This is a genomic window from Actinophytocola sp. (assembly GCF_036002505.1).
Lineage (GTDB): Bacteria > Actinomycetota > Actinomycetes > Mycobacteriales > Pseudonocardiaceae > DASYTH01.
In genome coordinates, this window is record NZ_DASYTH010000107.1 from 1 (window position 1) to 12,887 (window position 12,887).

Below are 12,887 nucleotides of genomic sequence, written 5' to 3' on the forward strand. Positions count from 1 at the left end.
GGCTACCTGAAGGCGGGACACACCCGGTAGGTCGGCACCGTTGGCGCGTGTCCCGCCTTTGCGTAGCCGTGTCCCGGCTTGGCGTAGGCATGTTCCGGCTTGGCGTAGGCATGTTCCGGCTTGGCGTAGGCATGTTCCGTCCTCGTGGAGACCCCCACAAACGATCCTGAAACAGCCGATCCCTCTCCGGCCAGTCCGTGACAGGAACGCTCGCCTCACGCCGTCGTAGTCGCATCCGCAGGCACCGGAACCCGGCAGGCGTCACCCGACGTGAACCCCTGGTCGGTGATGTCCAACGCACTGTTGAACCGCGCCCGCTGGTTCTCCAATGCGACGTGGTAGGTCAACTCGATCACGCCGCGCTCACCGAACTCCTTGCGCAACTCGGCCACCTGCTCGTCGGTCACCGACACCGGACTGGTGCTCATCGCGTCCGCGTAAGCAACAGCCAGCCGCTCCTGCCGCGTGTAGCTCGGCGACGTGGCGTACTTGTCGATCTGTTGCAGCCGCTCGATATCCAACCCCTCGAGCCGCTGCAGCATGGTGCCGAAGTCCACACACCACGAGCACCCGAGTTGCTGCGCGACCCGGTACACCGCCAGCTCCCTCACGTTGGGCGGCAACACCTTCGACGCCTTCTGCACGGCCAGCTCGTGCCGCCCGCCCGCGATCATCAGCTTCAGGTGATGTGCTGAGACGGTCATCGGCTCAGGCACCGCGCCGAACCGCTTCCGGGCGAACCGGTACATCAACCGCAGCACCGGACCGGCATCTTTCGTTGCCACACCGGGAATCCTGGGCATGATCTCCTCCTTCTTGGTCAGTACAACCGAAGGACGAGGCTCAGGAACCGGGTGTGACAACCCGGGCCACGAAGTACAGCGCGCCGGTGGCGGTGTGCCGGATGAGGAGCAGGAAGGGCCGGTCGACGTCGACCTGGATCGGGTCGCCCATAGGCATGCTGACGAGGCGGATCATCACCGCGGTCGCGGCGGCGCCTTCGAGGCCCTGCTCGTCGAGTCGCAGCACGGACTCGTGGAACACGGCCTGCACGGCGAGGGGGTGCGGGCTGATCAGGCTCAGGTCGGCGTCGTCGGTGAAAACGGTGCGGACGCCGAGCTGTTTGAGCGGCGCGGTCAGCTCGGCCTGCAGGGACACCTTGACCTTGGGCAGCCGCAGGTTGACTTGGGTCGACTTCGGGGCGGAAAGCAGGCGGGCCAGTGCGGCCGCGGTCAGTGATGGCTCGGCCTCGGTCAAGTCGTTGTCCGGCAACAGGATCACGGCGTCGACGCCGCCGACCGCGGGGAGGCTGACCACCTGCCAGCCGCCGGTGCGGGCGTAGCCGATGGACTCGGACAGCTCCATCGTCGGCACCTCGACCGTGCCGCCAGGAGCGTGGAACGGCCGCGGTGTGGTGGCGCCCTCGATGAACCGGTTCCGCCAGGCGCACTTCAGGTACAGCGCGTTGACCAGCGCGGCCACCGTGTTCTCGGCGATCGCACCGTCCGGCAGCAGCTCGGGGATCAGGTCCCGGGTGGTCTCCGCGACGTCCCGGTTGATCAGTTCCCGGGCCTTCTGCGCGGCGTTGCGGAACGGCGCCGTCCGCACCGAGCCCCGCACCCAGCGCGCCAGCTCGTCGGCGAACGAGTCCCGGATGTCGATCGAGTCGTCCGCCCAGAGCGTGTTCGCCACGGCGAGCACCGGCTCCTCGTCATCCCGTCCGACCCGGCCCAGCGTGGCCGCCCCGGTGAGCAGCCGGCCGAGTCCGTCGACATCGCCGAGCAGGGCGACCAGCTCGTCCCGAGTGACCCCGCGTGCCCCGGCCGTGACGAGACCCAGCGCGCTGGCCACGGAATACGGCGACCAGCAGGCATTGTGTGCCGGATCCGGCGCGGCCGCGCGGTGCAGGGCGAGGGTGAACGCAAGATGGTCAGTCATGTGCGATGAATGCGTCCTTCCTCACACTGGGCGTGCCGAATGCGTCCTTCATCGCATTAGTGCCGCGGATCGGACATGACCAGGTAGGTCATCGGCTCCGGCATCGGCTTCTCGCCCGCGCCCGACATCGGGCCGAACGGCTTCGGCTGGCGCGGCTCCCGCACTCCGGCCGACCCCGACCCCGGATCGTCGTCGTCGAACCCCAGTTCGTCCCACACTCCAAGACCGAACTCGACCGGGTCGCGCCTCGGCCCCAGTTCGGACCGGCCTGGCCCGCCGAATTCCAGTACTCGTCTGCGTCCTCGCCCCATGCGTACGAGTGTGCCACGGATCACACCAGCGTGGTGTGCCAGCCGACCGCCTGGGCGTCGGTGAGCGCGGCGACCTGATCGACGACCACGCGCAGCCGGGCGGCGTCGTCGCGCGCCGCGCCGAACGCCGGATGGAACGCGGGCTCCAAAGCCTCGGGTGAACGCTCGATCAGCGCGCCGACCAGCTCGGTCAGCAGCTCCCGCTGGCGCGCCTGCACGGCCAGCCGGTCCGGGTCGCTCATCACGAACCGCAGCGCGACAGCCTTGAGCAGGGCAACCTCGGCGGCCACCCGGGCCGGTACCACCAGGTCCGCGGCGTAGCGGGTCAGCTGCCCGCCGCCGTACCGGGTCCGGGTCCCGGTCACCGCGGCCGCGGCGAACCGGCCGACCAGCTCGCTGGTCAGGCGTTTCAACGCGACCTGGGCACCCAGCGACCCGTCGTACTCGGCGCCGGCCAGCGCCGCCACCACCGGCAGCCGCAGCAGGTCGCGCGCCGCGTCCTCCAGCCCGGACACCGGCTCGGCCGAGAAATGCTTGGCCGCGAGCTCGGCCACCGCCGCCCGCTCCACCGGATCCCCCAGCGCGCCAAGGGAAATCCGCCCCGCGCGGACCCCGTCCTCCACGTCGTGCACGGAGTAGGCCACGTCGTCGGACCAGTCCATGATCTGCGCCTCGAGGCAGCGCCGCTCGGCCGGCGCCCTGTCCCGGAGCCAGTCGAACACCGCCCGGTCGTCGTCGTAGACCCCGAACTTCACCTGCCCGGGGCGGCGCGGCCACGGGTACTTGGTGGCCGCGTCGAGCGAGGCCCTGGTCAGGTTCAGGCCGGCACCGTGCACCTTCGGCTCCAGCCGGGTCAGGATGCGCAGGGTCTGCGCGTTGCCCTCGAAACCGCCGCACGCCTGCGCCGCCTCGGCCAGCGCCCGCTCCCCGTTGTGGCCGAACGGCGGGTGGCCGATGTCGTGGGCGAGCCCGGCGGTGTCCACCACGTCCGGGTCGCAGCCCAGCTCCTCGGCGATCCCCCGGCCGATCTGTGCCACCTCCAGCGAGTGGGTCAGCCGGGTGCGCGGAATGCCGCTCACCTCCGAGCCCTCCCCCGGCCCCACCACCTGCGTCTTCCCCGCCAGCCGGCGCAGCGCCGCCGAGTGCAGCACCCGGGCCCGGTCCCGGGCGAACGGGCCGCGCCGGCTCGGCCAGGACCCGGGCAGCCCGGCCTCCTTCGGCGCCTCCACCACGGGGCGGGCGCGGTCATGCTCGGTGTACCCCGGGCTCATAGCGTGCGAGATTACCGACCGGCCGCGACGTCCTCGGTGATCCCGATGCCGTCCGTCGGCGCCTTCGTCGCCCGGTAGAACAGCAGCGCGCCGGTCTCCCGCACGATGTAGCGGAGCTGGATCTGCCGGGTCTGCACGATCGGACCGCTGTGCGTCGGCGACGTCCACGCCGTCAACCCGGCGTCCTCGGCCATCGTCCGCGCCCGCAACGAGTGCCACGGATCGCTCACGATGACCGCCGAACGCCATCCCCGCGCCCGCACCTCGCCGGCCACCGCCCGCAACGTGCCCAGCGTGTCGGTCCCCTCGTCCACCTCGATCACGTTCTCCCGCGGCACCCCGTGCGCAGCCAGCCACCGCGCCCCGGCGTCGGCCTCGGTGTACCGGTCGCCCGCGCGCCGCCCGCCCCCGGTCACGATGTGCCCGGCGACGCCGTTCTCGTAGAGGGACTTGGCGTGGTTGAGCCGAGCCTCCAAGACTTTCGACGGGTTTCCGTTGTACTGCGCGGCCCCCAGCACCACCACGACATCGGCGTGCGAGCGGTCGTCCACCCGGGCCACCTGCCACACCCGGAAACCGGTGCCGGCCAGCACCAGCGCACCCACGATCAGCACGCCGAGCAGCAACCGCCGGACAAACCTCATCGCCCGCCATCCTGCCAGAGACTCACAACCAGCCGCGCTCGTCCGCCAGCTTGGCGGCTTCGGCCCTGGTCCGGGCGCCGGTCTTGCCGATGGCGGCGGAGAGATGGTTGCGCACGGTGCCCTGCGAGAGGTGCAGCTCGCGGGCGACGTCGGCGATGGTGCCGCCGTCGCGGGCCGCCCGCAGCACGTCGCGCTCCCGCTCGGTGAGCGGATTCTGGCCGGTGGCAAGGGATTCAGCGGCGAGCGCCGGGTCGACGACGCGCAGCCCGGCGTGCACCCGGCGGACCGCGTCCACGAGCTGCTCGGGCGGCGCGTCCTTGACCACGAACCCGGCGACGCCGGCGGCCATGGCGCGGGCCAGATAGCCGGGGCGGCCGAACGTCGTGCACACCACGATCCGGCAGGACGGCAGCTCGCGGTGCAGCTCGGCGGCCGCGGTGAGCCCGTCGCGGCCGGGCATCTGCACGTCCAGCAGCGCCACGTCCGGCTTCATCTGGCGGGCCGCGGGCAGCACCTCGTCGCCGGAGCTGACCTCGGCGACCACCTCGATGTCCGGTTCCAGGCCGAGCATCGCGGCCAGCGCACCTCGCACCAGCGCCTGGTCGTCGGCGAGCAGCACCTTGATCACGCCGGCTCCACGGTGGCCCGCAGGCGAAAGCCCCCGCCCTCGGCGGGTCCGGCGTCGATCCGGCCGCCGAACGGGGCCAGCCGCTCGGCCAGGCCGGTCAACCCATGACCACCGCCGTTCGGGCCGGGCGTCGGGACACCGTCGTCGCGGATCTCGATCCAGCGCTCGCCCAGCCGCACCTCGCACCGGCTCGCCCCGGAGTGCCGGATCACGTTGGTGACCCCCTCGCGGAGCACGTAGGCGAACGGCTCCTGCAGCGCCACCGGCACGTCGTCCACCGCGTGCGGCAGGTCGGCGCCGATCTCCGCGGCCCGCAGCGCCGCCCGCGCCCCGGCGAGCTCGGCCGGCAGCGACGCGGCGCGGTGGCCGGACACCGTGGCCCGCACCTCGACCAGCGCCTGCCGGGACAGCTGCTCGACGTCCTGCACCTCGGCGATGGCGCGGTCCCGGTCCCCCGCGGACTCCAGCACGCGGCGGGCCAGCCCGGCCTTGACGGTGATCGTGGTGAGGCCGTGGCCGAGCACGTCGTGCAGGTCGCGGGAGAGCCGGGAGCGCTCCTCGGCCACCGCGAGCTCGGCCACCCGGTCCTGGGCCGTGCGCAGCTCGACGATGGTGCGGCGGAGCTCGGTGAAGCCGAACATGGCCATGGTCATGACCACCAGCAGCATCGCGTTGTCCAGCTGCGGCGCGCCCGTCTCCATCGCGGAGGTCACCAGCAGGGCGACCGCGGAGGCCAGGCCGACGGCCACGCCGACGTTGCGCGGCAACAGGAACAGCGCGGCGGCGATGGCATAGGTCCAGAACACCAGCAACTCCGGCCCGCCGAGCGCGGCGAGCAGGACCGGCATCAGGAACAACCACGCCACCGCAACGACCCGGAAGGCCCGGGACTCGGTCCGCATCCCGATCGCCATGGCCCCCAAGAAGCTCGCCGCGTACACGACGACGACGGCCACCACGGCCGCCCGGAAGCCGCCCGTGTGCGGCTGGCTGAACGCCTGGAGGACCGGCTGGACCAGGTAGAACAGGAACAAGGCCGGCCAGACGACGTTGCGCAGCCGGCCTCTCGGCCCGTCATCGGCCGGGCGCGGCGGCCAGTCCCAGCCGCTGCGCGGTTCGCTCTGCTCGGCCACCGCTTTCCTCCGTTCACGGCCCGGTCCCCCCGCGCACGGGGAGATCGGGGCCGACCCCCCCGTGGATCTAGACCCGGGCGCTGTCGCGACGGTACCTGCGGACCACGCCCAGCCCGAGGACCAGTGTCCACCCGGCCAGCACCAGCACTGCCTGACCGAGGCCGACCGAGAGGTCGCTGGTCACCGCGCCGCGCCCGATCTGGGTCAGCCAGTACGAGGGCAGCAGCTTCGCCACGCTCAGCAGGCCGGACGGCATTCCGTCGATCGGGATGAAGATGCCGCCGAGCAGGCTCATCACCATCATCACGATGCTCATGATCGGCTGCATGCTCTCCGCGGTGCCGATCTGGCCGAGCAGCAGGCCGAGCACGGCGAACGGGATGACCGCGAGCCAGATGCCGAGCGTCACGCGCAGCCACTCGTCCGGGCTCAGCGACACTCCCTCGAACAGGGCGGCGATCAACGGCACCAGGACCACGCCGGGAAGCGCGAGCGCCATGGCTGTGATGCCCTTGGCGGCCAGGTAGCCGCTGCCCGGCAGCGGGGTGAGGCGCAGCTGGCGCTGCCAGCCGGCGGCCCGTTCCAGGGCGACCCGGCTGCCGGCGAACAGGGCCGCGGTGAGCGCGCCGTAGCTCGTCATGTTGACCATGATCACGCCCGGGGCGGCCGGGTCGCTCTTGCCCCAGATGCCCACGTAGAGCAGGAAGAGCACAACCGGCATGCCGACCGTGAAGATCACGAACCGGGTGGAGCGCATGGCCCGGCGCAGCTCGAGGACCAGGTATCCGATGCTCATCGGGTCTCGTTCCCTTCAAAGGGGGGTGTGGGGGCTGAGCCCCCATCTGAAAGAGTCGCGTGTCCGGTGAGGGTGAGGAAGGCGTCCTCGAGGCCGATCGCGGTGACCTCGATGTCGTATGCCTGGGGGTATTCCGCCAGCAGCGTGCGGAGTGCCTTGTCGGACTCATTGCTGGACAGGATGATTCGGTCGCCCCTGATGTCCACTTCGGACACTCCGGGCAGCTTGTGCAGGGCGTGCCCGGTGGCGCCGGGCAGTACGGCCTTGATCGTCCGGCCGGAGGTCAGCGCGGTCACCCCGGCTACCGAACCGTCCGCGACGATCCTCCCTTTGCTCAGGAAGACCACACGATCGGCGTAATTTTCCGCCTCCTCCAGGTAATGCGTGGCAAAGAGGACCGTCCGGCCGCTGGTCGTGAAGTCCTGCATGGACAGCCAGAACTCGCGGCGGGTCTGCACGTCCATGGCCGCGGTCGGCTCGTCCAGCACCAGCAGGTCGGGGTCGCTGACCAGGGCGACGGCGAACCGCACCCGCTGCTTCTGGCCGCCGGAGAGCTTGTTGCAGCGGCGGTTCGCCAGGTCCTCGATACCGGCCCCGCGGAGCGCCTCGGCGACCCGGAGCGGGTTTCGGTGCAGCGACGCGATCATGCCGACGGTCTCGCCCACCGTCGCGTCGTCCAGCAGCGCCCCGCCCTGCAGCATGGCGCCGATCCGCCCGTCGGCCACGGCGTTCCCCGGAGAACTGCCGAAGATCGTCACCGCGCCGGTGTCCGGCCGGGTCAGCCCCAGCAGCATGTCCACGGTCGTCGACTTGCCGGCCCCGTTCGGCCCGAGCAGCGCGACCACCTCGCCCGGCGCGATCACCAGGTCCACGCCGTCGACGGCGCGCACCTCGCCGTAGTGCTTCCGCAGCCCGGTCAACGTCACGGCCGCCCCGGCCGCCACCGTCTTCGGCTCAGTCATCTGTGGTGTGTTCACGCCGTCAACAATGCGGTCCGGCGGACTCTGACCCGCAGGCCGCACGTCACGACCTGACCATGACAGGTGTCAGGGGTCGCGCCTTATACCCCAACCCACCGACCACCCCGTCCCTTCATGATCGTCAACCACCCGGTTGTCCCCAGGTGGTGCGCCCATCCACAGTTCCCCCGCACCGCCACCCCAACCCCGGCGTCCTGCGGTGTGCTAGTCCCATGACCCGCAACCGCGCCGTCGTCGACCTCGACGCGCTCACCGCCCTGTTCCCGCACCGCGTCGCCCGCGCCACCGAGCTGATCGCGCTCGGCCTCACCGGCACCACCATTTACAACCGCTGCCGCCCCAACGGTCCCTGGCAACGCCTGGCGCCCGGCATCGTCCTGCTCGGCGCCGATCCCCCGACCAGAACCCAACGCATCGCCTCCGCCCTCCGCCACGCCGGCACCGGCGCGATCCTCACCGGCTGGGACGCCCTCACCCGCCACGGCATGTCGGCCCCAACCGGAACGCTCCCGGTCCACCTCCTAGTCCCCCACCACCGCCAGGTCCGCGGCGATCGCGACCTCGTCATCGAGCGCACCACCATCCCGCCCAACCCCCTGCTCTACAACGGTTTCCCCATCACCCCACTACCCCGGGCGACCATCGACACCGCCCGCCGCCTCACCTCCCCCGACACCACCCGCACCCTGCTTACCGAAGTAGTCCGCCGCGGACGAGTAAGCCCGTCCCTGCTCCACCACGAGCTCGACACCGGCACCCGCCGCGGCACCGCCCTCCCCCGCCGCATCCTCAACGAGATCCACACCGGCACCAGCTCGATCGCCGAACCCTGGGCCCGCCGCCTGATCCACGAAGCCGCCCTCCCCGAACCCCGCTGGAACTGTCCCGTCCGCGGCCCCCACAACGACCTCCTCGCCATCGCCGACGCCTGGTGGGACGACATCGGCCTAGCCTGGGACCTGGCCGCCTACCAGTTCACCCCCACCGACCACGAAGAAGCCGCCACCCGCATCGCCCGCCTCACCGCCGCCGGCATCATCGTCGTCCGCACCCTCCCCACGACCCTCCGCCAGAACCCCCGCAAGGTCCTCAACGACCTCCGCCACGCCCACCTCGTCGCCACCCACCGCCCCCGCCCCCACGTCACCACCGACCTGGCCCACGCCCACTAACACGCATGTTGGCCGCTCACATCGGTGTGTTGGCCCGTAGCGACGATGTCTTGGCCGATCGCGTCGCACCGGCGGCCAACACAGCAACGCCAGACGCCAACACAGCGACGTGGCCGGCCAACACAGCGGGCGGGCTCAGAACGCGGCGATCGTGGCCGGCGCCCGCTCCGCCCTACTCAACGCCCGCAACACCGCCGTAGCGCCATGCCGCCGCACCGCAATCCGCGACAGCAGATCAACCACCCTCTCAACCGCGCTCTCGGGCAACTCCGGCGTCGCGACCCCCACACTCACCGCCAGATCATCCGAATGCACCGCCAACTCCATCATCCGAGTGACCAGCAAGTCGTTGAGCGACAACGACCACGCCCCCCACAACGGAATACGCACCGCCCGCTCCGGCTCCGACTCCAACCGGCCCGCCAGCTCCCCAACCGCCGCCCCAACCCGCGCCGCCAACCCACCAGGACCGTCCGCGGCTTCCGCCTCCCCACCCCGCCGAACCCCCACGTTGAACTCGTCATCCAACGGCGCCCCGATCCACCGCACCCGCCCATAGTGCTCAAGCAGCGTGATCGTCTCCTCCACCGGCTCCGGCTCCCCCAACACCTGCCGCACAATCAACACCTGATACGCCAAATGCCCAGCCAACCCCCGCACACTCATCTCCGCCAACGCACTCGGCTCACCCCACGCCGCCGCCACCGCCGGCTCCTCCAACAACCCCTCAGCAGCCCGCGCCACCGCCAGATAATCCTCCCGGACACCACCCATACCCGCACCCTACGACGGCAACCCACCCCGCGAGCGTTCACCAGTGATCGCCGACAGCAAGGCCCTGAACGGATCCGGCTCACTGGCCCGGAAGTCCACCACCTGCCACTGCCCCAGGAAAACCGGCAGCTCGACATCGTCCCGCACCCTCGGCAGCAGCACCGGAACGATCCGAAACGCGCGCTTGGCCGACTCGTTCACAAGCGCCTGCTGCTCCATGTCCTGCCAAGGCCCCAACCCATGAGGCCCAACAAAAACCGCCCCAGCACCAACCTTCCTGATCTGCCGCTCCAACTCATCCTGCCACCGCCTACCGGCTCCGATATCCCGCGTATCGAACCAAGCCAACACACCCTCGACCCGCAACCGCTCGGCGATCGCGGCGACCGCCGCCCGATCCTTCGAGTTGTACGACAGAAAGACGTCGTAATCCCCGAGTTCCTCCTTGCCGCGAATAATCGCCGTCGCAGCCGCTCGGTTGCGAACAACATCGGCGCCTTCGTCCATTTCCCGCACCGACTGCATCGACGCCGCCTCAAGTCGATCCTCCCGGTCGAGCAACGAGATCCTGGCCTCCTCACATGCAGGGCAGGGCATGGTGGTGTGGCCGCGATCCCGGCGCAACTGCACGAGGTCCGCGGGCAGCCGATATCCACAGTTGGGACAGCGGAACACCCGCTCACGCAGCACCGACCCGGGCAGTGCACGCTTGGTGAGATGCGCGCGAACGTAGTCCTCGAACAGGAACCGAGTCTCCTCGCTGGCGGATTCGTCGTAGAACAGCGTCAGCTCGCCCCGCCCCTCCTCGACCTCGCGGACATGCAGACCGCAGCGGCCGCCAACACTCGCTTGGTAAGTGCTGGCGTTCCGCCACATCATTTCCGGGCGATGAGAAGGCACATGGGACAATCGCACTGCCAGCGTCGCGTAGATCATTGTCAACGCACCGTCGAAGCGGAACACGACATCGGTCGTGGCCGGGTTAGGCGAGTCCGGCCGGTCGTGGGTGAACTGCGACGGAAAAATCAGATCGACGCCACCGTCCGTCGGCTCACGCAGGGCCAGGTCGTGGCGCAGCAACTCTTCGACCGTGGCAATCAACAGCAGCCGTTCTTCATTCGCTCCGCGCAATCGGGCATCGTCAGGAATCGGAAACCGGCCCGCAAGCGCATCGCTCTCCGAGATATAACCCAGACCATCCGGCTGGCCGCGGGCGGCATCGATGAGGGCAGAAGCATAAGCGTCCAGCAGTTCCGGACGCAACAGCACGAAATCGCCGAATGACAGCCGTCGAACCAGGTCGCGCCCCTCCAGCAACCGGACGCACGTCTCGAAGGCGGCCCGGAGCTCGTCGTCAACCATTTGCTCCGAATACTGCCGACGGTAGAGCCGAAAGAGATCCTCAACCGGCGCCAGCACCCGGTCGCTATCCCGCTCATCGATGAGAAACCGTTTGATTGCCCCGAAAAGCTCGGTCGATACGGAGCGAGGCAGGGCCGCCCAGTCAATTGCCCGGCGAATAGTCTCGGCCAGCTCAGGGATCCCCCAGCCTTCCTTGGCACTCGTCTCCAGATAAGCCGAGATGCCCAACTCCTGGCAGAGTGCCCTGATGCGCTGTTGGGTTGCGGGTATGCCCCCACGATCCACTCGAGCCGCCACGAGGATCGCCGACGCAGGAGCCGCTTCCGGCTGGCGAGCATCCTGATACTGCCGCAACGCTCGCATCCAGTACTGCACTCCGGCGAAGGGATCGCTCTCACTGCGTGCGTCGAACAGGACAAGCGCGACCGCCGCTTCGGCCAAATGCAACTGATGGATTAGTCGATAGCCAGGTTGTCCTGCCAAATCCCATAGCAGGATTTCTCGTGTCTCCTTGAGACCGCCGGGCAACTCAACCTCACTGTTGTGAAACGTCCAGACCGATCGAGCATGCGTCGAGTCGGTCGGTCTGTATGGCTGACCACTAAGCACGAGGCTAAGCCCCGACTTGCCGACGCCGGTGTCGCCCAGCAGTACAGCTTTCGCGTTAGCGTAGGTCCGAGACGACGTAGTATCAGCCATAAGAAGCTGGTCCACGTCGATATCAAAAAGCTCGATAAAGTCACTTCCGGAAGCCCGCCTAGCCAGCACGGGACGTGTCGGGTTGGAAGCCAGACCACCCAGATAGCGGTGGGCGTCGTTTCTGTTGATCGTCGCCACACACTGCCAGGTGTCAGTCCGCCAGCACCGCAATGTTGCATCTTGACCGGCAGAGTAGAGCAGGCGACCGTCGTGGGAGAATTCGACGGCCCGAACGATGCCGGTATGACCTTCAAGGACAGCCCGCAGCTGCCCGTCAGCATCCATCACCTTGATGGTGTAATCATCAGCACCGACCGCACACAGCAACCTTCCGTCGGGCGACCAACTAGCATACGTAAAAGGGCTTTGGCCCGGCGATGTATGGCCGAATCTATCACCGGATAGAGGAGATATCCATGCCTGGTTGGTGTCGCCAAGAGCCAAGATTCGGCCACCATCTGGCGACCAGTACACATCGTCGGCAGTAAAACCAACCGGCAGCTTGTACGCCACCCTTCCAGTCGACACATCAATGACACTAATGTCCGTACGGGTATTCGCGACGGCAATCCGGTCACCGGCGGGCGAAAACGACATGTTCGCCGTCGTCCAGGTATCCTCGCCATATCTGGACTGCCACACCATCCAGCACCCACGACCGTTAGGATCGACTTGCAACAGGCTCATCGTGCCGCTCTGTGCCTGAATCAGGATATCCGGATCAACAGGCGACCACTTGATAGTGCAGGAATAGTGATGCTGATCCAGTTCTAACGAAAACGCATAGCGAGACTTCCAAGCATCGGTGTCGATGTCCCACACATGACCGCCTGACGTAGATGCCGCCGCGAGTCGCTTACCGTCACATGACCAGGCGACTACATAGGCATGATCGCCAGCCCCGTGGGCCCGAAACTGCAATCGCAAGAAAAACCCAGATGGCTGGTCGCGCCTGGAGCTGTCGGCGGTCTCGGACATGCCACTCCTCGCGGAAGGCGATCTCAAGATCTCACAGCGTAGTGACCGGGGTCAGGTACCAATGAGTTGGGCGGCTAGGTGGGCCTCTAGTTGGTCGATCGCGATCCTTTGCTGGGACATCGTGTCGCGCTCGCGGATGGTTACGGCGTGGTCGTTGAGGGTGTCGAAGTCGACCGTCACGCAGAAGGGGGTGCCGATCTC

General features: G+C 68.8%; 13 protein-coding genes. 1 reads left to right on the forward strand and 12 read right to left on the reverse strand.

The window, feature by feature from the left end:
• Positions 1-215 precede the first annotated feature (215 nt).
• From VGR06_RS08535 to VGR06_RS08575, 9 genes are all read right to left on the reverse strand, one after another.
• Complete coding sequence (locus tag VGR06_RS08535) at positions 216-803, reverse strand: carboxymuconolactone decarboxylase family protein (RefSeq protein ID WP_327558433.1); 588 nt, start codon at positions 801-803, stop codon at positions 216-218.
• Positions 804-843: 40 nt separating this feature from the next.
• Positions 844-1,938 (reverse strand): serpin family protein, encoded by a 1,095-nt coding sequence (locus VGR06_RS08540; protein WP_327558434.1) that lies wholly within the window; start codon positions 1,936-1,938, stop codon positions 844-846.
• 56 nt (positions 1,939-1,994) lie between these two features.
• Positions 1,995-2,249, reverse strand: a complete 255-nt coding sequence (locus VGR06_RS08545; protein ID WP_327558435.1) for a hypothetical protein — start codon at positions 2,247-2,249, stop codon at positions 1,995-1,997.
• A 20-nt stretch (positions 2,250-2,269) separates the two neighbouring features.
• Positions 2,270-3,520 (reverse strand): deoxyguanosinetriphosphate triphosphohydrolase, encoded by a 1,251-nt coding sequence (locus tag VGR06_RS08550; RefSeq protein WP_327558436.1) that lies wholly within the window; start codon positions 3,518-3,520, stop codon positions 2,270-2,272.
• An 11-nt stretch (positions 3,521-3,531) separates the two neighbouring features.
• Positions 3,532-4,164 carry a YdcF family protein gene (locus VGR06_RS08555; protein ID WP_327558437.1) on the reverse strand — a complete coding sequence of 211 codons (633 nt, stop codon included), beginning with the start codon at positions 4,162-4,164 and terminating at the stop codon, positions 3,532-3,534.
• 22 nt (positions 4,165-4,186) lie between these two features.
• Positions 4,187-4,792, reverse strand: coding sequence for a response regulator transcription factor (locus VGR06_RS08560; RefSeq protein ID WP_327558438.1), 606 nt, complete (start codon positions 4,790-4,792; stop codon positions 4,187-4,189).
• Positions 4,789-5,925: a sensor histidine kinase gene (locus VGR06_RS08565; protein ID WP_327558439.1), complete on the reverse strand. Its 1,137-nt coding sequence runs from the start codon at positions 5,923-5,925 to the stop codon at positions 4,789-4,791. Before VGR06_RS08565 ends, VGR06_RS08560 begins: the two co-directional genes overlap by 4 nt.
• A gap of 67 nt (positions 5,926-5,992) precedes the next feature.
• Positions 5,993-6,721, reverse strand: coding sequence for an ABC transporter permease (locus tag VGR06_RS08570; RefSeq protein ID WP_327558440.1), 729 nt, complete (start codon positions 6,719-6,721; stop codon positions 5,993-5,995).
• Positions 6,718-7,683, reverse strand: a complete 966-nt coding sequence (locus VGR06_RS08575) for an ABC transporter ATP-binding protein (RefSeq protein ID WP_327558441.1) — start codon at positions 7,681-7,683, stop codon at positions 6,718-6,720. The genes VGR06_RS08570 and VGR06_RS08575 overlap by 4 nt, the downstream gene beginning before the upstream one ends.
• 230 nt (positions 7,684-7,913) lie before the next feature.
• Here VGR06_RS08575 and VGR06_RS08580 point away from each other — a divergent pair, with 230 nt between their 5' ends.
• The gene (locus tag VGR06_RS08580) at positions 7,914-8,873 is read left to right on the forward strand and encodes a hypothetical protein (RefSeq protein ID WP_327558442.1); all 960 of its coding nucleotides are present in this window, start codon (positions 7,914-7,916) and stop codon (positions 8,871-8,873) included.
• Between the two features lie 135 nt (positions 8,874-9,008).
• Here the strand turns inward: VGR06_RS08580 and VGR06_RS08585 are convergent, their stop codons facing one another.
• The 3 genes from VGR06_RS08585 to VGR06_RS08595 all read right to left on the reverse strand — a co-directional run.
• Positions 9,009-9,647 (reverse strand): maleylpyruvate isomerase N-terminal domain-containing protein, encoded by a 639-nt coding sequence (locus tag VGR06_RS08585; RefSeq protein ID WP_327558443.1) that lies wholly within the window; start codon positions 9,645-9,647, stop codon positions 9,009-9,011.
• A gap of 9 nt (positions 9,648-9,656) precedes the next feature.
• Entirely contained in the window at positions 9,657-12,686 is a 3,030-nt protein-coding gene (locus tag VGR06_RS08590; protein ID WP_327558444.1) for a TIR domain-containing protein, read from the reverse strand.
• Between the two features lie 51 nt (positions 12,687-12,737).
• On the reverse strand, positions 12,738-12,887 hold a 150-nt coding region (locus tag VGR06_RS08595), incomplete at its 5' end, for a His/Gly/Thr/Pro-type tRNA ligase C-terminal domain-containing protein (protein WP_327558445.1).

What these genes read in the sequence shown, in the direction of transcription:
- VGR06_RS08575 (WP_327558441.1), bottom strand. Translation starts at nt 7,683, where the DNA reads ATGACTGAGCCGAAGACGGTGGCGGCCGGGGCGGCCGTGACGTTGACC.
- VGR06_RS08585 (WP_327558443.1), bottom strand. Translation starts at nt 9,647, where the DNA reads ATGGGTGGTGTCCGGGAGGATTATCTGGCGGTGGCGCGGGCTGCTGAG.
- VGR06_RS08535 (WP_327558433.1), bottom strand. Translation starts at nt 803, where the DNA reads ATGCCCAGGATTCCCGGTGTGGCAACGAAAGATGCCGGTCCGGTGCTG.
- VGR06_RS08555 (WP_327558437.1), bottom strand. Translation starts at nt 4,164, where the DNA reads ATGAGGTTTGTCCGGCGGTTGCTGCTCGGCGTGCTGATCGTGGGTGCG.
- VGR06_RS08545 (WP_327558435.1), bottom strand. Translation starts at nt 2,249, where the DNA reads ATGGGGCGAGGACGCAGACGAGTACTGGAATTCGGCGGGCCAGGCCGG.
- VGR06_RS08580 (WP_327558442.1), top strand. Translation starts at nt 7,914, where the DNA reads ATGACCCGCAACCGCGCCGTCGTCGACCTCGACGCGCTCACCGCCCTG.
- VGR06_RS08540 (WP_327558434.1), bottom strand. Translation starts at nt 1,938, where the DNA reads ATGACTGACCATCTTGCGTTCACCCTCGCCCTGCACCGCGCGGCCGCG.
- VGR06_RS08590 (WP_327558444.1), bottom strand. Translation starts at nt 12,686, where the DNA reads ATGTCCGAGACCGCCGACAGCTCCAGGCGCGACCAGCCATCTGGGTTT.
- VGR06_RS08550 (WP_327558436.1), bottom strand. Translation starts at nt 3,520, where the DNA reads ATGAGCCCGGGGTACACCGAGCATGACCGCGCCCGCCCCGTGGTGGAG.
- VGR06_RS08570 (WP_327558440.1), bottom strand. Translation starts at nt 6,721, where the DNA reads ATGAGCATCGGATACCTGGTCCTCGAGCTGCGCCGGGCCATGCGCTCC.